Source organism: Pseudovibrio denitrificans JCM 12308 (assembly GCF_001310815.1).
Taxonomy (GTDB): domain Bacteria; phylum Pseudomonadota; class Alphaproteobacteria; order Rhizobiales; family Stappiaceae; genus Pseudovibrio; species Pseudovibrio denitrificans.
Genome location: NZ_BAZK01000011.1, coordinates 198822 through 219938, shown reverse-complemented (window position 1 = coordinate 219938; position 21117 = coordinate 198822). Strand labels below are relative to the sequence as shown.

The following is a 21117-nucleotide window of genomic DNA, read 5'->3' as shown; positions in this document are numbered from 1 at the left end:
TTCGGCTTATAAGCTGAGCTGTCTGAGTTTCCCAGTCAGGTGATATATGCGGCTTGATCAATACCTCGTCGAACATGGTTATTTTGAAACACCGTGTCCGGCACGTGATGCGATCTTGCGCAATACGGTTATGGTGGACAGCAGTCCTGCGAAGAAGCCATCTCAGAAGGTTATTGGTGCGCCGCAAATTTCCATTGATGATCCTGCCTCTGCTTATGTTTCCCGCGCCGCTCTGAAGCTCATCAAAGGCTGGAGCACTTTTCACTCAATCCTGCTGATAAGATCTGTCTGGACATTGGGGCCTCAACTGGTGGCTTTACTCAGGTTCTGTTGGAGCGCGGTGCGCAGGTGGTGCATGCCATTGATGTGGGCCATGATCAGCTGGCTGAAAAGATCTCCAATGATCGGCGCGTCATCCGCAAAGACGGACTGAATGCGCGGGAGCTCACCCTTGAGCACCTTGAAGGACAACATCCGGAGTTTCTGGTTTCTGACGTGAGTTTTATCTCGCTGAAGCTTGCCCTTCCTCCTGCATTGGAGCTGGCTGCTGATGGAGCTGTTGGCGTGTTCCTTGTTAAGCCGCAGTTTGAAGCTGGGCGTGAGCGGATTGGTAAAGGTGGTCTTGTTTCAGAAGAGATTGCACAAGAAATCTCTGTTGAGTTGCAAGAGTGGATGAATGACCAATCCGGTTGGTCAGTTCTGGGAATTACCACCTCCCCCATCAAAGGTGGAGACGGGAATGTTGAGTATCTGATGGCTTGCCGGAAGCAATCATAGCTCACATTTTGAAGGCCTCTCTCACACCTGAATGGTCCGAGAGAGGCTGTTGTTGTCTTTTAGCTTAAGCCCGCAGTTGGGATACGAACCCTTCGACGCGGCCTTTGAGGTCATCGGCTAGTTCTGTCAGATCGACAGATGCCCTCTTCACGCTTGAGGCCGAGGTGCTGGTGTCTTCCGCTGCCTTTTCGATGTCGTTCACGTTGGCGAAGACTTCCTTGGTTCCGTTGGATGCCAGTTCCGCACTGCGGGCAATCTCGCTTGTGGCGACACCCTGCTCTTCAACAGCGGCAGCAATGTTGGATGCCACTTCATCCAATTCGCTGATCGTCTTTGAAATGCCGGCAATCTCATCAACTGCACCTTGTGTGGCTTCCTGAACGCTGCTGATTTGTTCCGCGATGCTCTGCGTAGCCCGGCCTGTCTGGTTGGCAAGGTCTTTCACCTCGTTAGCCACAACAGCAAAGCCTTTGCCAGATTCACCAGCGCGGGCCGCCTCGATGGTCGCGTTGAGTGCGAGAAGGTTGGTCTGATCAGCAATCGCGTTGATGATGTCGATCACCTCACCGATTTTGAGCACAGCTTCAGAAAGACCGCGAACTGTGACGTTGGTTTGCTCTGACTTAGAAACCGCCACAGCAACAGTTCTGGAGGCCAAATCAACCTGAACGCCAATCTCGCGGATGGAGGCCGTCAGTTCTTCTGCAGCAGAGCTCACGGTTTGCACGTTGACGGATGTTGCTTCAGCCGCACTTGCGCCTGCTTGCGCACGGGACTGCGCCTTGTTTGCAGCAGGTTCCAAAACATCTGCATGAGACTTCATGTCGGATGCTGCTGAGGAGACTGTTTCGACAACGCTGCCAACACTCTTTTCAAAGTCGGTAACGATCTTTGTTCGGGTCGCCTTTTCAGCTGCGATGCGTTTGGCTTCCTGTTCCTTCTTATCCGCCTCCATCTCTTTGACTTTGATGGCGTTGTCTTTGAAGACACGCACGGCGGTGATCATGTCGGAGATCTCATCCTTCTGACGGCGTTCCAAAATTTCAGCTTCCAGATTGCCCGATGCCAGTTCTCCCATGACATGGGTGAGTGAGGAGATCGGCTTGCTCAGAGAGTTGGCGAAGATCCATGCGCCCAGAGCTGCCAGCACTGCAAGCACTGCGCCCAGAACAGAAACCAGCGAGAACATGTGGTTTGATGCTTCAAGGATCTTGCTGCGCGGGATGGTAATGACCAGCAGCCAAGGCTTTTCTGTTTTTGCAATGCTGATCGGAACGCCAACCTGCAGCATCTCAACACCCCGAACCAAGGTGTTTGGAAGAATGCTAGTGTGCTTTGAGCTTAGCGGCTCCAGAACGGCTTCGGAGAACCCTGCGGAGCTGGCAGATTTTGTTACAAGCTCACTATCAGGGTGGGAGACGATGGTGCCGGAGGAACTGACCAAGGTGAGGTATCCCTCTTCATAGGGGCGCATCTCGTTCAGTCTTTCCTGAATGGCAGAGAGTGCGATGTCTACACCGGCAACACCATCTCTGGCACCAAACCCATCCACCGGCACAACAAGGGATGTGATGAGGGTTTCAACGCCGCCGACTGAGTAGGTGTACGGCTCCAGAATGACTTCTGTTCCGCTTCGTTGAGCGAGCAGATAGTAGTCCCCTGCTCCATCCTTGTCGTAATCAACGAGTGCTTCGCGGTTGATCTGGCCGCCGGAACGGAACCAGTAAGGAATGAACCTTCCGGTTTTGTCGTGATACGGCTTGCCTGCAAAGTCCTGATCCTTGCCGTCAAACGCATCCGACTCCCAGGCTGCCCAACTGCCGATCAACTGGCTGTTGCTTTGAAGGACGCTTTTCAGGATGTCAGCAGAAGCAACGCGGTCTGCGCTCTCGCTCTTTCTGAGCGCATCAAGGGAGTTTGCTGTGTTTCTGACCACTGCGAAGGATTGGTCCAGTTCAGCTTTAACAGCTGCGGCGCTTTCCTTCGCAATTTCGTTGGAGAGCTTAATCGCTTGCTCTTCAATCACACCAGCACCGATGAACAGGACGGAGCCCGACGAGGCAATCATCGATACCAGCGCAATCACAACAACCCAAAATGTCAGTTTCCCTTTTAATTTCAAAGACGGCATCGAAAACTCCTGCTGAACATTGCCGATATTTTTATTGGGAAGTTTGCAGCCCTAGACTGTACTTCTTCACGCATGCAACTCGCATTCAGCTGGGAAATCGATCAAATAAGAAAACAAAAAGTTTATTTTTGAGAGCATTTTAAATGCATCAGTAGATTCATCTGAAAAACAGAAGAGAAATAGCTTTTCATGGTGCCTCTACGTCGATTTTCCACATTACCCTTGCGTCATACAGCAAGGTTTCCTCTAGATTAGATGCAAGAGATAGAATCGACTCTCGCTGGCTCAGGTGCGGATCGCTGAACTTCATGAGATCAAGCATTGCATGTGTCCCTGCAGCGCTGTAAACGCAGTGCCATGTCTAAGAAGCCTGAAGCCACTGTAGAAACCCTTCGTATCGCCCGCCTTGCCCATAAAGGGGATGGCGTTGTTGAGAGCGAAGCCGGACAGATCTTTATTCCCTATACCCTTGAAGGCGAGCTTGTGAGCGCCAAGGTGCAGGGACCACGTGCGGAACTAAAAGAAGTTATCGAGCCGAGTGCGCATCGTGTTGCGCCAGTGTGTAAGCATTACGGCACATGTGGTGGCTGTTCGCTGCAGCATATGGATGAGGCTTCCTATAAGGAGTTCAAACGACAGCAGGTGGTTGATGCCCTTGCCTCCCGCGGCATCGAGAGCGCGGTTGAGGATGTTGTTGTCTGCGATAAAGGCAGTCGCCGCCGTGCTGTTTTTGCGGCGGTTAAGGCAGGACACAAAGTTCTGTTTGGCTATCACACTGCAAAGTCCAATCGTCTCGTGGACATTGAAGAATGTCCGGTGATTGCACCCGAAATCATGAAGGCCGTGCCGGGCCTGCGCAGACTTGCAGGAGAGGTGCTGCCGCGCAAAGGTGAGCTGAAGTTCACCGTAACCACCACGCAGAGTGGTCTTGATGTGGCGATAACTGGCCTTGGTAAGAACAAGGACAAACATTACCTGCAGCTCTCTCAGGGAGCCGTTGAGAATGACCTTGCTCGTCTGACTGTTGATGGCGAGACAATTATCGAGATCCGCCCTCCTCTGTTGGATATGAGCGGCGCAGCTGTTCCAATCCCTGCGGGTGGCTTTATTCAGGCGGCTCTTAGTGCAGAAAACACCATGGGTGATCTGCTGGCGGGAGGCCTTAAGGGCTGTAAGCGTGTAGCGGACCTTTTCTGCGGCGCTGGAACGCTCACGTTCAAGATTGGTCAGTTTGCCAATGTGCATGCGGTAGAGGGGGAAGCTTCCTCTCTGAAAGCCCTTGATCTGGGTCTGCGACGTGCCAAGGGCCTCAAAAAAGTGACCACTGAGCGTCGAGACCTGTTCCGCCGCCCTATCGTTGCCAAGGAACTGGACAACTTCGGTAAGGGCTATGACGGCGTTGTGTTTGATCCTCCGCGTGCTGGTGCACTTGCACAGGCGCAGGAGTTGGCCAAATCTCCGGTAAAGAAGATCGTGGCTGTTTCCTGTAGCCCAGCCAGCTTTGCCCGCGACATGCGCGAGTTGCTGGACGGTGGCTATGAGATCAAGCGCGTGGTGCCGATTGATCAGTTCCTCTATTCCCCTCATGTGGAAGTGGTTGCTCTGCTGGAGCGCAGCGCTTAAGCGCTTTTTTTGTGAAGGCGGCGGGTTACCTGCAGTTTGCCGTCTTCCCTGAATTTTGAGTATCTGCCCTCCCTTTGACAGCACGTGTTACCGAAGCTTCACGACCTGCGCGTATACTTTGCCGCGTTGGTAACGTGAACGGGTGGTCGAGCTATTGATCAAGGGCCTTTCGGTTTTTGCAGCTATCATTTGCATTGTGCTGGGCCTTCTGACGGTCTGGACCCCTATTCCAACGGGTGTGCCTCTGCTTGCCTTGGGTGCCGTGCTGTTGATAGCCAGCAGTCGCCGATTTGCGAAGTTTGTGCGACGGCACCGGAAAAACTTCGTCTGGCTCAATCAGGCTCTGCATTGGATTGAAGTGCGGTCCAGTGGTCGGTTCAAGAAGATCATCAGACGGACGCGCCCGCGCTATTTCAAAAAGCGTCTGGGCAAGGGACAGTCTTCACCTAAAGATAACGGCACTAAGTCTGCTGCATAATTTTACAGCTCAACCAAATCAGATAGGCTCTTTTCCAATTACAGGAGAAGTATATGCCAGCTTACGTCATTGTTGATACAAAAATTGAAGATCCTATCGCCTACGAGGATTATAAGGCTCAAGCACGTCCGATTGCGGAGAGCTATGGTGGTGTTTACCGGGCCCGTGGCGGTGATATGGATGTGGTCGAGAGCGACCTATGGACGCCGCATCGGCTGGTTATTGTCGAGTTTCCCAGCATGGAGAAAGCCCAGGCTTTTCTCAGTAGCCCAGAGTACGCCCCTGTTGCCAAGATCCGTCATGCTGCGGCCAAGTGCAGTCTGACCATTATTGATGGCATCTAATCTAAACGGTAATGCCAGTTAGTTGCTCAGGCCGCCGCTGACGATGATGTAAGGCGCAGCATCGTTGAGGTTCAGAGCAGACCAATCGCCATAGGAGGCTGTTGCATGCAAGCCGACAGCTTCCAGCAGATGGCGGATATGGTCGCGGTGCACGAAGCGGCGCATGTTGTTCTTTGAATAATGTTGACCATCACTGTCGTAGTGGGTCTGCATATGGACAAGGCCGTTTTTGTCTGGTCCGGACGTATCCTGCCACAGCGATACGCGTTGCCCTGCTACCGAGCGAACCATGGTTGGTTTGCTCTTTTGGCCCCACTTCTCCCAAGGACGCGACTTCGGGTTTTCCATGCCGAATGCGAATTTGCCAGTTGGTTTCAGGTGAGAAGCGATGGTCTGGAGGACGAGGATCTGATCGGTGTTTGTTGCGAAGGCCTGGAAAGCGTTTCCGGTGATAATGATGCGGTCGAACTTCTGATTGAGGTGAACCGTTCGGGCATCTGCCTCTAACCACGTCACCGCATCTGTACGCTTCACAGCTTGCGCGATTTTCTTCGGATTTCGGTCGACCCCAACAACGTTTACGTCCTGCTGCGAGAGAGCGTTGGACAGCGCCCCAGTGCCGCAGGCAATTTGCAAAACGCTACCGCCTGGTGTGCAGGCAAAGTTGAACAGGTAATCATCATCAGCTCCCCAATCTTTGTCCAGACTAGTAAAGCTGCAGGTGTTGCTCTCCATATCCGTGCGATTTAGCTGCATGATCATTGCCTTCCGGGTCCTGTCCTTCCTAATAAAAGTTAGGTTAAGAGTGTTAACGTCTTGTAACAGGATAGGCGGATTTACGGCTAAACGAAGATTTATGAGGTATTTAATCTGCCTAATGATTGTTTATAGATCTGTGTTGCAGATAAACATCATGCTCCTCGCCAGAACTGTCTAGTTCTTTGCAGCAGGATCTCAGGGTCACATGCGAGCAAATGCAAATCCACTTCAAGTACTGGCGTATTCGACTTGCCTTGCTTCAATCGCCAGTTCTTTCGCATAGCCAATCGGGTCAGGGATTGCGGCTCTTTTTGAACGAAACACTCTTCTAGCGGGCGGTTGAACTGGATACGCAACTGGTTGAATTCCATCGTGCGAACGGCAGTCGTGTAGATGGACAGCTCGGAGATAGCTGACCAGCGCACGACGCCAAGCCGTTCCAGGTACAGGCCGGTGTCATTGGCCGCCATTTGAGGACATTTGTCTATAAACGGGTAATGCCAGTAAACACTCAGAAAGACGGGAAGTGAGGCCAGTGCCGGGATGAGAGATCCGCTGACGATGCCGGTTCCCAGCAAGGCAGCGCCTAAGAGCAGGCTGCCATAGACGACAGGTTCCCCTGTGCCCTTTTTGTATCCCAGTGTGAATGGTTCAGCCGAGCTTTGCTCTTCCTGCCATGGGTCAAGATCAAACTGAGACATGCCCCCGCCACTCTCCATATTGCGCCGGGGGCTAAACTTGTTAGTCCGCCGGGGTTTCCGTTGCTTCCACTTTCAGGCCAAAGCCTTCAAGGCCAACATAGTGGCGCTCACGTGAAGCGATAACGCGGATGGAGTTTGCACCCAGATCTTTCAGGATCTGCGCACCAAGGCCAACTTCGCGCCAGTCTTCAGAGCGACCCTGCGCAGACTCATGCTGCTCATTTTCAGCCGCTTCCAGACCATCGCGATGACGGTTGGACTTGCTGGCAACGCCTACCGCACCTTCACGCAGGTAAACAATAATGCCTCGGCCTCTTTCCGCAAAGTCTTCCATGATTGCTTCCAGAGGTTTGGTTTGCCCAAAAACGTCATCGAGAACGTTTTCCAGATGCAATCTGACAGGAATATCCTGACCATCACGGATGTCGCCGTAAACCAGCGCCAAGTGGCCAACATTGTCGAACGGAGTAGAATACACGATGGCGCGTGCCTTGCCCGCTGTGGTGTCTACGTCGAACTCATCGATGCGGCTGACGAGGTTCTCGTGACGCTGGCGCCATGCGATCAGGTCTGCAACAGAGACCATCTTCAGGTTATGCTCTTTTGCAAAAGCTTCTACCTGCTCACCACGCTTTACGGTGCCGTCGTCGTTGACCAGCTCACTGATCACGCCAACTTCTGGCAGGCCGGTCAGCTTACACAGGTCGACAGCCGCTTCGGTGTGGCCGGAGCGCATGAGGACGCCGCCTTCTTTGGCGACCAGCGGGAAGATGTGGCCCGGACGGACAAAGTCCGCAGCACCGGCATTTGGATTGGCAAGACCGCGAACGGTGGCACAGCGCTGTTCTGCGGAAATGCCTGTGGTCAGGCCCGGTGCGTAATCAACTGAAACGGTGAATGCGGTTGCCAGTGGGGCATCGTTGTTGGCGACCATCGGCTCAAGGTGCAGGCGCTTGGCTTCTTTCAGCGTCATCGGAGCACAGACGATGCCAGAGGTGTGGCGAATGATGAACGCCATCTGTTCCGGGGTGATCATGTTGGCCGCTACAATGAGATCGCCTTCGTTTTCACGATCGTCATCGTCGGTCACAACAACCATCTCGCCGTTTTCGAACGCGCGCAGGGCTTCGGCTACTCTTGTTTGAGACACGACGTACTCCTTGTTTTCTTTTAGTCCGAGAAAATCGTTAGGGGTCACCTGATGGCCCGTCGCCTCAGCGATCTTCTGGGCCATCTCCCGAGAAATCCATGCGCTTGGGTCGTTGCACAGTGCGGTTACAGATGCAGGAGACAAACCAGCACGACGTGCAAATGCACTTCTGCTTTCACCATTGTCTTCCAGCCATTCAGTCAAGCGCATAATCCTAGCCCCTTGGCCTTGCAATTTTCAGTGATACTGAAATCGCGCTTTTAAACTCGGAAATCAAGGGGCAAATGGAAAAAAGCTTACCGCTTTCTACCTAGGTCGTATGCAAGTGCTCTGTTGAGGTGAATAAACGGTTTGCAGCTTTGTGTATCTGCGCTGAGCTGGGCTCCCTCACCCTGCTAGCCTCTTGATGCAACCGCACAAGCACCAATAGCACCACATGGCCTCCCATGCAGTGTTGAACCAGATTTCCCGAAGGTCGGGAGAGGCAAGGCGGCAGGCAATACCTGCGCATTGAGTTAGTAATAGAGTCTTCGGCATTGGCTACGCGCCTTGCCCGGGCATTTTGGTATGGCCAACATCGCCTCTTATCCTGAAAGACACGATAGCCGGTTTCCCGGAAAGACAACGGCTTTGCTCAGATAAGTTTCCGTATGCAAGCAGGTCCGCTGCCCTTGGCATGTACTGCTCTGACCAGCAAATGCCACTGCGTGATGCCCTTCAGGCTTGGGCCCTTCCTCTCAGACCATGCAGTCACGCCTGAAAATCGGTGCCACCGGACCTCTGCAAGATGCGTTACCTCTCACAAAAGCCCCACCCAGCCCACGACACGCTGACGGACGGTCCGCCAGCTGCCCATCACGTGGGCATGGGATTAGTATGACCATATCTTTGGAGGAGGGGATAAGATTTTTTCACCAGCCCACGTCTCAAGGCCATCTTACATAAGCGCGGGGAGCAACAAAAAAGGCGCCGGTTGTGCCAGCGCCTTTCAATCAGAATGAAATCAGAGGTTGAGAATCTTCTTAACGCTCGCCGCACTGCCCTCGGTCGCGCAGGACGTGATCTGCCAGAACGCACGCCATCATGGCTTCGCCAACTGGTACTGCACGAATGCCAACACATGGGTCGTGGCGGCCTTTGGTCATGACGTCCACCTCTTCCCCACTGCGGGTGATGGATTTGCGTGGGGTCAAGATAGAAGAAGTTGGCTTCACTGCAAAACGAACCACCACTGGCGCGCCAGAGGAGATGCCGCCGAGGACGCCGCCAGCCTGATTGGAGAGGAACTCCGGCTTGCCATCTTCGCCCATGCGCATTTCGTCAGCGTTTTCCTCGCCAGTGAGGCAAGCCGCTTCAAAGCCGTTGCCAATCTCAACACCCTTCACAGCGTTGATGGACATCATGGCGGATGCCAAGTCCTGATCGAGTTTACCGTAAAGTGGTGCGCCCAGACCGACTGGAACGTGTTCTGCGACCACTTCGATCACCGCGCCAATGGAAGAGCCGTCTTTGCGGATACCATCGAGGTACTCTTCAAAGAACTTTGCTGCTTCTGCATCCGGACAGAAGAACGGGTTGTTGTGAACCTCATTCCAATCCCAGTTGTCGCGATTGATCTTGTGCGGACCCATCTGCACCAGAGCGCCGCGGATCAGAATGTTTGGAATGACTTTGCGTGCCAGACCACCAGCAGCTACGCGCGCTGCGGTTTCGCGAGCGGAAGAACGGCCACCACCGCGGTAATCACGGATGCCGTACTTTGCATCATAAGCATAATCAGCATGGCCCGGACGGTAGCGTTCTTTGATCTCAGAGTAATCTTTGGAACGCTGGTCGGTGTTTTCGATCATCAGGGAGATGGGCGTGCCGGTCGTGCGCTGCACGCCGTCTTCATCCACCATCACACCAGAGAGAATTTTCACCTGATCCGGCTCACGGCGCTGGGTCGTAAACTTGTTTTGTCCCGGCTTGCGCTGGTCCAGATACACCTGAATCTCTTCTGCTGTAATTGGTAGCAGAGGCGGACAACCATCGACAACGCAACCAAGCGCTGGTCCATGGCTCTCGCCCCAAGTCGTTACGCGAAACAGATGACCAAAGGTGTTGTGGGACATGTTCTAGTGGTTCACTTTTAGAGCATGAGCACGCCCACATTCGTCGACTCTCTTCAATCGAACGGAACGTACTCTGGAAATTAAAGTGGTTTTAGGAGGGTTCTCGCAAGAGGTCAATTGAGAGCCTTGCAGCACTTGCGTCAATTTCCCAAAAGAACAGGCAGATTTTGGGCTTGTTCTTCAGATCCAAGCTTCTGATCCATCGCGCCAAAGCAGGAACTGGTCCTGTGGGGTGTCCAGATCTGGGATTTCGGCTGGAGCGTAACCGCAGAGCAGACCACGCAGGACGCGCATGACCACGCCGTGGGCGACGATGATCATGGGGTCTTTCTGCTCGGACATCCACTCGGCGATGCGGTCAGAGACCATTTTGTAGCTCTCCCCCTCCGGGTGAACGTAACCCCATTTGTCTTCACGGCGCATGCGGATGACTTCGGGACGTTCAACCATCATTTCAGGAACTGTCATTCCCTCTACGTTGCCAAACGTGATTTCACGCAGTCGCTCGTCAACTTTGTAGTCGTTGGGATCCAAGCCCATTTCCTTGCGCAGGATCTCCATGGTCTCGCGGGCGCGGATCATCGGGGAGCAGACAAAGATGAAATCATCTGGGGTTTTGCCGAGATCGACGAGGAAGTCTTTCATCACCATGCCATTGCGACGGGCCTGTTTGCGGCCAGTGTCGTTGAGCGGGATGTCCTGACCGCCCTGCATGCGCCCTTCCAGGTTCCAGTCGGTTTGTCCGTGACGCACATAAAGCAGCGGAGTTGGTGTGATCTTCGCGAGGGGCATCAACGAACCTGTCATTCCATGGGCCTTTGGCAATAGTTTAGTCGGCAACCGATTTGTAACGGCTTCTTACGAGGTAGATGTGTCATTCCTCATTGGGAGACAACAGTTATGCACACATTCTTGATTTAAGTCATACGTGGCTTTACCGGCACCTCAAACGCAAAAAAGGCGCCCCGAAGAGCGCCTTTTCTCAAACTGATAAGCTTTGATCGCTTAGACGACGGAGATGTCCGGAGCGTCAACTGCCTTCATGCCGATCACGTGGTAGCCGCTGTCAACGTGGTGGGTTTCACCAGTGACGGAGCGGGACAGATCGGATGTGAGGTAGAGCGCAGAGTTTCCGACATCATCAATGGAGACGGTTTCACGCAGTGGTGCGTTGTACTCGTTCCATTTGAGGATGTAGCGGAAGTCGCCGATACCAGCTGCTGCCAGTGTTTTGATTGGGCCAGCAGAGATCGCGTTGACGCGGATCTTCTTTGGACCAAGATCAACTGCGAGGTACTTCACGCTTGCTTCCAATGCAGCCTTTGCAACGCCCATGACGTTGTAGTTTGGCATAACCTTCTCAGCACCGTAGTAGGTGAGAGTTACAATGGAACCGCCTTCGGTCATCAACTTCTCTGCACGGCGGGCAACGGATGCCAGCGAGTAGCAGGAGATCTGCATTGTCTTTGCAAAGTTGTCAGCGCTGGTGTCCAGATAACGACCAGTCAGCTCTTCTTTGTCAGAGAAAGCGATCGCATGAATGACGAAGTCAATCTTGCCCCATTTTTGCTCCAGAACTTCAAATGCTGCATCAATGCTTGCTTCGTTCGTAACGTCGCAATCACCTACAACAAGTGCGTCGAGCTTCTCTGCTAATGGTTCAACGCGCTTCTTCAGCGCTTCACCCTGATAGGTGAGTGCGATTTCAGCTCCGGCATCGTGTAGTGCTGTCGCAATACCCCAAGCGATGGACCGATTGTTGGCCAGTCCCATGATGAGACCACGTTTGCCGGCCATCAATCCTTGCGCTTCTGCCATGTTTTTCTCCTGAGTGAATATCACTTTATCTGGCGAACAGATTAAAAATGCTATGGCACACTGTTCATTTGGCTTCAAGCCATCGAAAAAAGTCCAATCAGACATGGACGTGTTCTTGCGCTCCCATTATCTGATAGTGAAAGCCAGATCAACTTCCAACACTGCGACAGAAAAATGACTATTCCAAATTTGGTGAACGCGTTTGAGAGCATTATCGGGACCGCACATGTGCTTGTCAGCGACAGCGACAAAGCCCCTTTTCTCGTTGAGTGGAGAGACAAGTTCAAAGGGGCCACACCCATGGTATTGCGGCCCGGTTCCACTGCCGAGGTTGCAGAGTGTGTGAAGCTTGCGGCACAGCATGGCCTGAAGGTGGTTCCGCAGGGAGGAAATACCGGTTTGGTAGGGGGCCAAATCCCCAACCCAGATGGCAGTGAAATCGTGCTATCCCTTTCTAGATTAAATAAAATTCGCCACATCGACCCTGAAGGGTATACGATGGTTGTAGATGCAGGGATCACATTACAAGCCATCCATGATGCGGCTGAAAAACATGATCGTTTGTTTCCTTTGACGCTCGCTTCGCAGGGCTCCTGTGAGATCGGCGGCAACATTGCAACCAACGCCGGTGGCACCGCTGTGCTGTCTTACGGGAACACCCGTGACCTTGTTCTCGGGCTGGAAGTTGTGCTTGCAAATGGTGAGGTCTGGGAGGGACTTCGGACCCTTCGCAAAGACAATACTGGTTACGATTTGAAACAAATATTTATCGGCTCAGAGGGCACTTTGGGGATCATTACGGGTGCCAGCCTCAAATTATACCCAGCCCCGGCGTCAGTCGAGGTTGCTCTGGTCGCGCTAGATTCGCCTGCGAAGGCCCTCTCCCTGTTTTCATTGGCAAAAAGCCACGCGGGGAACATGCTCACCGGCTTTGAACTGATGCCGCAATCGGGCATGCAGTTTGTATGTGAGCATATGGAGCAGTCCCGCTATCCGTTCGAGGAGCAGCATCCGTGGTATGTACTCATCGAGATCTCTGCGGGCACCAAAGACATCGACATTGCCAGCCTGACGGAGACCATCTTCACTGAAGCGTTTGAAGCTGACTTGTTGCGGGATGGGCTGCTGGCGCAAAGCAAGGCGCAGGCGGCTGACTTCTGGCGACTGCGGCATGGTCTGTCAGAAGCGCAGAAGTTTGAGGGCGGATCCATCAAGCATGACGTCTCCGTTCCTGTCGCGAAGGTGCCGGAGTTTCTGGAAGAAGCGATTGCGGCTGTTAAAGAGGCCGTGCCGGGATGTCGTCCTGTACCATTCGGGCATATGGGCGATGGCAACATCCACTTTAACATCACCCAGCCAAAGGGTGCCGATAAGGCTGAGTACCTTGCCAAGTGGGATGATGTGAACCGCGTGGTGCATGGCATTGTCGCCAGCTACAACGGCTCCATCTCTGCGGAGCATGGCATCGGCATCTTGAAGCGGGATCTGCTGGCTGAAGTGAAGAGCGAAACTGAGATGAACATGATGCGCTCTATTAAAGCGGCGCTTGACCCAACCAACATGTTCAATCCGGGGCGCGTGCTCTAACAAGATTAGTCAGGTGCTTCCAGTCCTTCCGGGAGCACCTGACCTCCATCGACGACGATCTGCTGGCCAGTGATGTAAGAGGCTTCATCGCTGGCGAGGAACAGAACTGCGCTGGCCACTTCGCGCGGGGCGCCCAGTCGTCCGAGTGGGACCATCTGGCCCATCTTCTTTAAATAGCCATCTCCCAGATCATCGAGTGCTTCTGTCTTCACATTGCCGGGCAGCACTGCGTTGATGGTGATGTTGTGCGGTGCCAGTTCCAACGCGGCGGTGCGCATGAAGCCGAGTTGGCCTGCTTTTGATGCTGCATAATGAGACCAGCCGGGATCACCGGTTACGGGGCCGGTGATGGATGAGGTCAGGATGATGCGTCCCTGCCCTGTCTCCTTCATATACGGAAGCGCTGCTTTGGTGCAGTAGAATGCGGAGCGCAGGTTGGTGTTTTGCACCAGCTCCCATTGATCGGGCTCCATTTCCTCTATGCTTTGCTTCGGGAAGATGCCAGCGTTGGCGCAGATGATATCTAGCCAGCTTGTTTGGTTGTTTCGTCCACGGTGCTTTTGACCGCATCCCAGTCCGTCACATCACATTGCAGAAACTGCCCAGCTCCGCCGATTAAGGCGAGTTCCTTCACCGCATTGGCACCGGCTTCCTCTCCGCGGGCGGCGATGGTGACAAAGGCACCGGCGCGGGCGAAGGCCAGAGAGATGCCGAGGCCGATCCCTTTGGAACCGCCGGTGACGATGACAGACTTACCTTTTAGCGATGCGAGCATCCTCAGTCCCTCCAGATCATTCATGTGAGACTGAGTATGTTGAGCAGAGCCTAAAACAAATCTAACTGACCGCTGTTTCCTGAAGAGCCACCGGCAGCCTTTTTCCGAGGTTTGGGTTTTGCCGCTGGTTTGGGTGGCTGAGGTGGGGCAGCGATGACCTCACGATCCCACAAAGACGGATCATCATTTGCCACGCTGTTGACGCGCGTGGACACCGGAGTGGCAATCAGGAGACCTTCATCCACAGGTTGCAGCAATTTAACTGCGTCTCTGGACATCACAGTTCCGTTACTCAACCAGTCATTAAAGTGCTCTTGAGGGATGATTGCAGGCATACGATGATGGATTGGCTTTACCGTATTGTTGGCCTCAACCGTGATTACAGCAGCGGTATCAATGTCTCCGCCGTCCGGGTGGGAGTAGGTTTCCCACAGGCCAGCGAAGGCTAAAAGGCGGCCATCTGCAGGCGCGATCCAATAGGGCTGCTTTGCCGCACCTTTGCGTTGCCACTCGTAAAAACCGTTTGCAGGGATCAGACATCTGCGGTGGCGAACGGCGGCACGAAACGAGGGTTTCTCTTCCAAAGTCTCTGCTCTGGCGTTGAGTAAAAGCGTGAAACTTGCAGGGTCTTTGACCCATGAAGCACGAGGCCCCAACGCGCTAACCCAAAGTGGCGCCCACCATTTTCGTGTTTTACGAGTGCAATTGGCTGAGTCGGTGCTATGTTGTATCTCGGTGGAAAGTTGGGCTGTTCGATGTATTCAAACAACGCTTTGACTTCTTCCGGAGACGCTGACAGGCTATATCTACCACACATGCAGATTACTCTGTTCACATTTTAGTAAAATTGCAACCAATCGAGAGATAGGTTCCGCGCGACAGATAGGAAGCTGGGAGGCTGCAATGGATATGTACTGCGATAAAATTGGCATAGGAGATCTTTCTCCTGAGCTTTTGACGCATGCAAACATCAATCCATCCACGGGCCTTGCAACTGACTATCTCAACCATTTCAACGAAGTGGTCATGCTTCTTGAAATGCTTCCTGACATTCCCGATTGCGCAGAAGATGTTCTGGCATGGGAACCGGCAGACTATATCACACATTTCAGTGCCTCTAAGTTCTCAGCGAAAGAACTGGCTATTCGCGCTTATGGAGCTGTTGAAGAACGGCTGCGCAACGCGCTTGAGAAGTGTATTGCCGAGATTGATCAGGAGGTGATCTCACTTCAAAAGATGCTTGGCTCAGCTGAAGTCACGGGTGAACTGCTGCAAATCGTTCAGGATAAGGCCGTTACCGTCATCAGACCGCTGCTTTCGCAGGCAGGGTCTATCATCCATGGCCACTTGCCGGATGAGACAATCAGCACTGAGGAAAGCACTCAAGCGGATGTCGACGCCCTGTTTTCATGAGCAAGAAAATATCTCCGGAATACATCGAGGCAACCAGCGTTGCCTGTGTCCAGAACAATAAAGTGTTGCTCGTTAAGCGAGCTCAATCCCCGTCCAAAGGCCTCTGGAGCTTTCCAGGCGGCAAAGTTATGGCCAGCGAAAGCCTCGAAGAGGCTGCACAGCGCGAGTTCACAGAAGAGACCTCTCTGGCTGCAACTGACCTGAAAACATGGACGGTGTCCTACCCCTCTCCCGAAGACAGCAAGGTGCAGTATCGCATTCATGTTTTCACCTGCAGTCAGGTGGAAGGTGAAGAGAAGGCGAGTTCTGATGCGTCCGAGCTGGGCTGGTACACTTGGGAAGATTCCATGAACCTGCCTTTAGCTCCGGGAATGCAGCAGCACATTCTAAACCTTCTAAGATGTAGTTAGAGCTCGCGCGTATTCTTGTCCGAAAACCGGAACCACTTTTCGGGAATACGCTGTCACATCTTCCTACCAGCGCTAGTTGCAACAAGGGAAAACAGGAAATCCCCAAGGTTCCATAGTGGACAGAGCGCGGGGAGACCGCCATCCTTACAGAATCTGAAGCAACCAGCATGCTGTGAGATGTGGCTTGACTGAACTTGCAAAACGTAAAGCCTGGATTTGGTCCTGTGCGGCCCCTGCTCGGTCTCTTCGCCGTGGGGTTTGTGCTGGCCTGATGCTTTTAAGTGTTGCCGCTGCGCCCAGCGCGTTTGCGCAAAGTTCACCACAATCTCCGGGCAAGCCCGCTCAGCCAGAGTTGAAAGAGCCACCTTATGAGCAGCAGCTCATCCGCCTTTCAGAAATTCTGGGTGCGCTTCATTATCTGCGCCCGCTTTGCGGCCATGACGAAGCTGATGAATGGCGCCAGCGCATGTACTCTTTACTGGGTGCAGAGGTGCAAAACGAGCTGCGCCGCAGACGGCTTGTTGAGCGGTTTAACCAGAGCTATCGGGGATTCGCCTCGGTCTATCAAACCTGCACTCCAGCGGCGATTGAGGCCTCTCGCAGATTCGCGGACGAAGGTGTAATTATCACCCAAGAAGTCACGGGTAAGTACAGCCGCGATTGATAAAAAAGCCGGTTGCAACCATTTTCCACAGACAATTATTGCGCGTTTTTTGGATAACTCGGCTTTGCCACAAATATTAACCATAACTTACAGAAGCTCTGGACGAGTTTACCAAAACATCAGTGAGTCGGTTGTTCCTGCCGTTTCGCGTGTTAACGTCCGTTTAACAGATAAGGCATGCGACGCTTCATTTGTTTTCGTTTGCCCGTTACATGTAACGGCAAATAACAAGAAGCAGCACATAGAGGGACATGAGAGCCAGCATGATCAAGGACGACGCTATCGCCGGCGAATTCACAGAAGAGATCGATGCATCTGATGCAGACATCCGCCGACTGGCTCTGAGCTTCATTCAGGAAGCTTGGGAGGATGGTCTATCTCACGGCATCGACAGTACAGCTCTTGCGCATGCAGCGCTGTTCTCTGCCATGATGGATCTGGTTTCTCTTTACGGAGAAGAAGCCGTTTCCAAATTCGCGCAGGAATTGCCACAGCGCGTTGAGCGCGGTGACTATTCTCTAGAGCGCCGACTGCACTAATCCAGCTTAGCTGATTTTCAAAGAGCCCCGATTGATCGGGGCTTTTTTGACTCAAAGGACTGCGTTTAGCAGAACAGCTCGTAGCCGACCTTTGCCAGAATGATCGCGGCGAAGACGAGAAGAACAACGCCCGCGCCGTGGTTGATGGCGGAGAGCCAGTTGTCATTCATGCGGTTGCGCAGCTTTGAGACCAGAGCGGACAGGCACGCCCACCACAAGAGCGCACCACTCAGCACACCAAGGACGAGCGCAAGCGCGCCGATGTAGTCGCCCTTCTCTGGGGCGTGTTCGCCCAATGAGCCAAAGATCGCAATGAAGCCGAGGATGGCGCCGGGATTGGTGACCGTCATGGCAAACGAGACAATCATACCGCGCCATACTGTTGGGCCGCCATCACTGCCGCCTTTCAGGTGCGGATGAGAGCGGAACACGACAACACCGAAGATGATCAGCAAGAGGCCGCCAATGGTCTGGATGTAGAACTCGTGTCTTTCGACAAACTCTGAAATGGCTGTCACACCGAAGGCCGCAGCGGTGGCGAACACGCCATCAGCAAGCACGGCACCAAAGCCAGCAATAAAGCCTGGCAGAAAGCCGTAGTGCACTGCCCTTCTGATCGCCAGCACGTTTACAGGCCCAATCGGCGCGGACGTGATGAGCCCGATGATCATACCCGTAATGAAGAGTTCTATATTCAACGCTTTAATCCAAACTTCCAAACTGCGCAGAAGACCTGTCAGATCTTCCTATAAATTCTCTAAAGGCCCTCTAGCTTGTGCATAGGCATTCTGTCGTTTCTTCCTTGATTCCCTACAAGCCCTTAAACTAGGGGGCAAAACACAAGCCCCTCGTCCGTTTCGGAGCACTTCATGTATTTTCGCCTACTCATCATAGGGTTACTTTGCGCCTCAGCCCCGGCTATGGCTGCAACACAGGCAATCAAAACCGAAACGATTCGCATTCAGCGCCCCAAGGCTGAGCAATTTCCGCTGTTGGACGAAGATTTCAACAGAGATACCAGTCTTGAAGATGCGTTGGACAACGAGTTTGCTGAAGAACCTCCTCTGCCAAAACTGGAAGTCTTTTATGATGATACAGGATTGCCAGAAGCTGTGAAGGTGACGCGCGCGGCGCTGATCGAGATCGCCCGTAGTGGTGACGTTTCTGCGCTGGCACCGCTGTTTGCCAAGCAAGAGCAACCGCCGGAACTGTCGTTTACACCGGTTCGTGATCCGGTCGGCTTTCTGAAGGACAGCTCTGGTGATGGTGAGGGGCACGAGATCCTTGCTATCCTTCTGGATATCGTCACCGCTGGATACTTGCGGCTGAATGAGGGAACAGAGGAAGAAACCTATGTCTGGCCCTATTTTGCCCGGTATCCTTTGCACGACCTGACCCCTTCTCAAAAGGTTGAAATGTACCAAATCGTTACTGCAGCTGATTACTACGAGATGCTGGATTATGGCGCATGGACCTTCTATCGCCTTGGCATCTCCAAGAATGGCGACGTCCGCAGCTTCATTGCCGGAGACTAATGCTGTTGCGATGACTGTTTGATGAAAGCCCATCAGAGGTTCTGGTGGGCTTTTTGCTTGCGCGGTTGATTATCCGGCCTTGCGGATTTCGCGGTGGCTTTCGTTTTCTGCTTCCAACAGGTCCATCTGCTCCGGCTTTTCCATGAAGCGCGTGTAGAAGCTGCTGTCGAGTTCCGCATAGTAGGCATATCCACGATAGAGCGGCAGGAAGCGCAGCTTGGCGCGTTGGTCCTGTGCGATATCGTGCAGCACATCCTGCAGGTTTTCGCGCGGCAGCACGTGGAACTTGCCGAGCCACTTCTCCAGCATCAATTTGAACAGGCTAGGCAGACGTTCCTGCTGACCGAAGTCCACCACTGAGAGCTGACCGCCTTTTGCAAGAAGCTTGGTGCCGTTGCGCAGGGCGTCTTCCCATGGCGGGATCATGGAGACGCAATAGGAGAGGAACACGCGGTCGAACGTGTCGATGCCGAACTTCTCAAAGGGATCAAAGCTGGTTGCATCCCCTTGAGCCAAGTGGATGCGGTGGGACAGGTCAGCTTTGTGAATGTTTGCCTCTGCCGTCTTCAGCATTTGCGAGGAGATGTCGACGCCGAAGAACTGGCAGGTTGGATAGGCCCGTGCGGCTTCAATGAGGTTGCGACCAGTGCCACAGCCCAGCTCCAACACCGTGCTACCCCGCGGCGCTGAGAGGTGTTTGATGAGATGATCGCGGCCAAGAAGGTAATGCTTTCTGGTCAGATCATAAAAATGCCGTTGGTTCTTATAGATTTTATCCATCAGTGAGGCTGAGGACTTTTCATTCGCCATTTCACTTCCCTCACATGCTTATTCTTGTCAGTTATAGATGTAGAGGTGGAAACCACCGTAGATGGAGGAGCGATCCAGCTTGTTGAGGCGTGCGCTTTCCGCTGCCTCATAGGTCCACTGCCCCAGTATTCCGTCTTGCACCCGGCCCGGCAGAATGCTTGGCTCGCCAGCTGTCCTGAAGATGACGCGTGCGCCTGTTCTTGCCGTTCGGGATATTCCTGCCCATAGATCGTTCAGCTGCCTGTCTGTCATCCAGTCCTGCGCATCCAGCAGGACGTAGGCATCAAGGCTGTTTGCATACTGATTATCCAGATGCTCTGTGAAAGACCGATTAACAACGCGCACGCGGGAGGCTCTTTTACGGATTTCCGGGAAGTGCTGCGGCTTCAGATAGGGCGGCAGAGGACCTGATGGACCGGTTCCACCCCTGCTTTCTGACGGGGCGTAGCCGCGGGTGAAGGCTTGCCAGGCGAAGTAATTCTCTTCCATGGGAAAGTCGCAGGCCAGCTTTTCCAGACGCTGCTTGAGCACTCCAGCCATGTTCCCTCCGCCCTCTGCTGCAAGGCTTTCGTACTGTGCAGGTGGGATGCCGAGGCCGTAGAGCGACATCTTTTTGGAGGTTGCCCAGCGGATCAGGCGCTTGTCGAAGAGCGGCGCCAGCGTTTTGTCAAAATACGTCCGCTGCTCTTTTACATTCTGCGTCTCTGCCATCTTGGTCAGATCGACGCCATAGACCTTCGCAATGAGATGGCCGAGGCCGATGAAGTAGCCGAGCATGCCGTGGTGGTAGAGATCCCGCGAAAAGAGGGTAATCCGCTTGCGGCCCCACGCGGTCATGTCTCTGCCCTCCCAGTAGGCCATGGTTTCGGGATCGATGGCGGGTTTGAGGTACTTCTCATAGGCCGCGATGTTTGTCTTCTCATCTGCTTCGCCGAAGAAGCGGTAGAAGGTGGCATAGTCGGGAAACTCCTGAAGAGCGGTGAGCTTCAGGCGATTGAGGGCGACATGGGCGCGGTTAAGGTCGACTGCGGTGATCTGCTGCGGGTTGGCAGTGAGATAGGACATGACGTTGCAGCCACCCGAGGCGATGGTGACCATTCTGGAGTCGGGCTTTAACTGCAGGGCCTGCATGTCCACCTCCGGATCCTCCCAGATTTGCGGGTAGACCAGTCCTTTAAAAGCAAAAGTGAACAGGCGTTCCAGCACGCCTTCCATGGAGATCAGCTTTGAGCGATGTACTGCACGATCCAAACGTTTCTTTGACTGCCTGATAGTTGATGTCACGTGCATCTCCAGAATCAAGAACTGAAATCAATGTGCAGCAAGAGTTAGTTCACGCAGACGACAGTTTTGCGACGTCAAAACATCACAGATATTTGCAGAAAACTGCCAGAAACATGGGATTACTGGATTGTTCGGATAAACATCTCAAGGCCCTTGGTTTTCTCTTTACCAGCCTCATCTTTTCAGAAAACATCGCTGCAAACGC

The 21117-nt window shown here is 53.4% G+C and carries 19 protein-coding genes and 3 pseudogenes; 10 read left to right on the top strand and 12 right to left on the bottom strand.

The window, feature by feature from the left end; all coding sequences use genetic code 11:
• Positions 1 to 46 precede the first annotated feature (46 nt).
• Positions 47 to 777, top strand: a pseudogene (locus JCM12308_RS16645) (TlyA family RNA methyltransferase).
• Positions 778 to 841: 64 nt separating this feature from the next.
• Here JCM12308_RS16645 and JCM12308_RS16640 read toward each other — a convergent pair.
• Positions 842 to 2908, bottom strand: coding sequence for a methyl-accepting chemotaxis protein (locus JCM12308_RS16640; protein WP_054784495.1), 2067 nt, complete (start codon positions 2906 to 2908; stop codon positions 842 to 844).
• Between the two features lie 357 nt (positions 2909 to 3265).
• On the opposite strand from JCM12308_RS16640, the gene JCM12308_RS16635 reads away from it, so the two are divergent.
• The 3 genes from JCM12308_RS16635 (at position 3266) to JCM12308_RS16625 (ending at position 5353) form a co-directional block, all read left to right on the top strand.
• Positions 3266 to 4531 carry a class I SAM-dependent RNA methyltransferase gene (locus tag JCM12308_RS16635; protein WP_054784504.1) on the top strand — a complete coding sequence of 422 codons (1266 nt, stop codon included), beginning with the start codon at positions 3266 to 3268 and terminating at the stop codon, positions 4529 to 4531.
• 196 nt (positions 4532 to 4727) lie between these two features.
• Positions 4728 to 5009 carry a hypothetical protein gene (locus tag JCM12308_RS16630; protein ID WP_208978652.1) on the top strand — a complete coding sequence of 94 codons (282 nt, stop codon included), beginning with the start codon at positions 4728 to 4730 and terminating at the stop codon, positions 5007 to 5009.
• Positions 5010 to 5062: 53 nt separating this feature from the next.
• On the top strand, positions 5063 to 5353 hold the full coding sequence (locus JCM12308_RS16625) for a DUF1330 domain-containing protein (protein ID WP_054784493.1): 291 nt from the start codon (positions 5063 to 5065) through the stop codon (positions 5351 to 5353).
• Positions 5354 to 5371: 18 nt separating this feature from the next.
• On the opposite strand, the gene JCM12308_RS16620 is transcribed toward JCM12308_RS16625, so the two are convergent.
• The 6 genes from JCM12308_RS16620 to fabI form a co-directional block, all read right to left on the bottom strand.
• Positions 5372 to 6109 (bottom strand): class I SAM-dependent methyltransferase, encoded by a 738-nt coding sequence (locus tag JCM12308_RS16620; protein ID WP_008549847.1) that lies wholly within the window; start codon positions 6107 to 6109, stop codon positions 5372 to 5374.
• Positions 6110 to 6264: 155 nt separating this feature from the next.
• Positions 6265 to 6813, bottom strand: coding sequence for a hypothetical protein (locus tag JCM12308_RS16615; protein WP_208609063.1), 549 nt, complete (start codon positions 6811 to 6813; stop codon positions 6265 to 6267).
• A 40-nt stretch (positions 6814 to 6853) separates the two neighbouring features.
• A complete protein-coding gene (gene ribB, locus JCM12308_RS16610) occupies positions 6854 to 8173 on the bottom strand; it encodes a 3,4-dihydroxy-2-butanone-4-phosphate synthase (RefSeq protein ID WP_008549825.1) in 1320 nt (439 codons plus the stop codon).
• Between the two features lie 812 nt (positions 8174 to 8985).
• Positions 8986 to 10077 carry a chorismate synthase gene (aroC, locus tag JCM12308_RS16605; RefSeq protein WP_008549804.1) on the bottom strand — a complete coding sequence of 364 codons (1092 nt, stop codon included), beginning with the start codon at positions 10075 to 10077 and terminating at the stop codon, positions 8986 to 8988.
• A gap of 180 nt (positions 10078 to 10257) precedes the next feature.
• Positions 10258 to 10884, bottom strand: coding sequence for a histidine phosphatase family protein (locus tag JCM12308_RS16600; RefSeq protein WP_014284387.1), 627 nt, complete (start codon positions 10882 to 10884; stop codon positions 10258 to 10260).
• Positions 10885 to 11082: 198 nt separating this feature from the next.
• Positions 11083 to 11895 (bottom strand): enoyl-ACP reductase FabI, encoded by an 813-nt coding sequence (gene fabI / locus JCM12308_RS16595; protein WP_008549566.1) that lies wholly within the window; start codon positions 11893 to 11895, stop codon positions 11083 to 11085.
• A gap of 174 nt (positions 11896 to 12069) precedes the next feature.
• On the opposite strand from fabI, the gene JCM12308_RS16590 reads away from it, so the two are divergent.
• Positions 12070 to 13482, top strand: a complete 1413-nt coding sequence (locus tag JCM12308_RS16590) for an FAD-binding oxidoreductase (protein WP_054784491.1) — start codon at positions 12070 to 12072, stop codon at positions 13480 to 13482.
• 5 nt (positions 13483 to 13487) lie between these two features.
• On the opposite strand, the pseudogene fabG reads toward JCM12308_RS16590, so the two are convergent.
• Together fabG and JCM12308_RS16580 are read right to left on the bottom strand one after the other, a co-directional pair.
• A pseudogene (gene fabG, locus JCM12308_RS16585) lies at positions 13488 to 14257 on the bottom strand (3-oxoacyl-ACP reductase FabG).
• Positions 14258 to 14307: 50 nt separating this feature from the next.
• Positions 14308 to 15074: pseudogene (locus tag JCM12308_RS16580) on the bottom strand (SOS response-associated peptidase).
• An 86-nt stretch (positions 15075 to 15160) separates the two neighbouring features.
• Between JCM12308_RS16580 and JCM12308_RS16575 the strand changes: the two are divergent.
• From JCM12308_RS16575 to JCM12308_RS16560, 4 genes are all read left to right on the top strand, one after another.
• On the top strand, positions 15161 to 15670 hold the full coding sequence (locus tag JCM12308_RS16575; protein WP_054784490.1) for a hypothetical protein: 510 nt from the start codon (positions 15161 to 15163) through the stop codon (positions 15668 to 15670).
• Positions 15667 to 16080 carry an NUDIX hydrolase gene (locus JCM12308_RS16570; RefSeq protein WP_054784489.1) on the top strand — a complete coding sequence of 138 codons (414 nt, stop codon included), beginning with the start codon at positions 15667 to 15669 and terminating at the stop codon, positions 16078 to 16080. Before JCM12308_RS16575 ends, JCM12308_RS16570 begins: the two co-directional genes overlap by 4 nt.
• Positions 16081 to 16264: 184 nt before the next feature.
• Positions 16265 to 16744, top strand: coding sequence for a TIGR02301 family protein (locus tag JCM12308_RS16565; RefSeq protein WP_054784488.1), 480 nt, complete (start codon positions 16265 to 16267; stop codon positions 16742 to 16744).
• 263 nt (positions 16745 to 17007) lie between these two features.
• Positions 17008 to 17283, top strand: coding sequence for a hypothetical protein (locus JCM12308_RS16560; RefSeq protein ID WP_014284380.1), 276 nt, complete (start codon positions 17008 to 17010; stop codon positions 17281 to 17283).
• 65 nt (positions 17284 to 17348) lie between these two features.
• Here the strand turns inward: JCM12308_RS16560 and JCM12308_RS16555 are convergent, their stop codons facing one another.
• Entirely contained in the window at positions 17349 to 17981 is a 633-nt protein-coding gene (locus JCM12308_RS16555) for a LysE family translocator (protein ID WP_208609062.1), read from the bottom strand.
• Between the two features lie 171 nt (positions 17982 to 18152).
• Between JCM12308_RS16555 and JCM12308_RS16550 the strand changes: the two genes are divergently transcribed.
• Positions 18153 to 18818 (top strand): hypothetical protein, encoded by a 666-nt coding sequence (locus JCM12308_RS16550; protein ID WP_208609058.1) that lies wholly within the window; start codon positions 18153 to 18155, stop codon positions 18816 to 18818.
• A gap of 69 nt (positions 18819 to 18887) precedes the next feature.
• Here the strand turns inward: JCM12308_RS16550 and JCM12308_RS16545 are convergent, their stop codons facing one another.
• A complete protein-coding gene (locus JCM12308_RS16545; protein WP_054784485.1) occupies positions 18888 to 19628 on the bottom strand; it encodes a class I SAM-dependent methyltransferase in 741 nt (246 codons plus the stop codon).
• Between the two features lie 27 nt (positions 19629 to 19655).
• Complete coding sequence (locus tag JCM12308_RS16540; protein WP_054784503.1) at positions 19656 to 20918, bottom strand: BtaA family protein; 1263 nt, start codon at positions 20916 to 20918, stop codon at positions 19656 to 19658.
• Between the last annotated feature and the right edge of the window lie 199 nt (positions 20919 to 21117).

Excerpts from the sequence above, each read along its gene's own strand:
- JCM12308_RS16625 (WP_054784493.1), top strand. The coding sequence starts at position 5,063 with ATGCCAGCTTACGTCATTGTTGATACAAAAATTGAAGATCCTATCGCC.
- aroC (WP_008549804.1), bottom strand. The coding sequence starts at position 10,077 with ATGTCCCACAACACCTTTGGTCATCTGTTTCGCGTAACGACTTGGGGC.
- JCM12308_RS16575 (WP_054784490.1), top strand. The coding sequence starts at position 15,161 with ATGGATATGTACTGCGATAAAATTGGCATAGGAGATCTTTCTCCTGAG.
- JCM12308_RS16545 (WP_054784485.1), bottom strand. The coding sequence starts at position 19,628 with ATGGCGAATGAAAAGTCCTCAGCCTCACTGATGGATAAAATCTATAAG.
- JCM12308_RS16635 (WP_054784504.1), top strand. The coding sequence starts at position 3,266 with ATGTCTAAGAAGCCTGAAGCCACTGTAGAAACCCTTCGTATCGCCCGC.
- JCM12308_RS16600 (WP_014284387.1), bottom strand. The coding sequence starts at position 10,884 with ATGACAGGTTCGTTGATGCCCCTCGCGAAGATCACACCAACTCCGCTG.
- JCM12308_RS16615 (WP_208609063.1), bottom strand. The coding sequence starts at position 6,813 with ATGTCTCAGTTTGATCTTGACCCATGGCAGGAAGAGCAAAGCTCGGCT.
- JCM12308_RS16620 (WP_008549847.1), bottom strand. The coding sequence starts at position 6,109 with ATGCAGCTAAATCGCACGGATATGGAGAGCAACACCTGCAGCTTTACT.
- JCM12308_RS16590 (WP_054784491.1), top strand. The coding sequence starts at position 12,070 with ATGACTATTCCAAATTTGGTGAACGCGTTTGAGAGCATTATCGGGACC.
- JCM12308_RS16570 (WP_054784489.1), top strand. The coding sequence starts at position 15,667 with ATGAGCAAGAAAATATCTCCGGAATACATCGAGGCAACCAGCGTTGCC.
- JCM12308_RS16540 (WP_054784503.1), bottom strand. The coding sequence starts at position 20,918 with ATGCACGTGACATCAACTATCAGGCAGTCAAAGAAACGTTTGGATCGT.
- fabI (WP_008549566.1), bottom strand. The coding sequence starts at position 11,895 with ATGGCAGAAGCGCAAGGATTGATGGCCGGCAAACGTGGTCTCATCATG.
- JCM12308_RS16640 (WP_054784495.1), bottom strand. The coding sequence starts at position 2,908 with ATGCCGTCTTTGAAATTAAAAGGGAAACTGACATTTTGGGTTGTTGTG.
- JCM12308_RS16560 (WP_014284380.1), top strand. The coding sequence starts at position 17,008 with ATGATCAAGGACGACGCTATCGCCGGCGAATTCACAGAAGAGATCGAT.
- JCM12308_RS16550 (WP_208609058.1), top strand. The coding sequence starts at position 18,153 with ATGTATTTTCGCCTACTCATCATAGGGTTACTTTGCGCCTCAGCCCCG.
- ribB (WP_008549825.1), bottom strand. The coding sequence starts at position 8,173 with ATGCGCTTGACTGAATGGCTGGAAGACAATGGTGAAAGCAGAAGTGCA.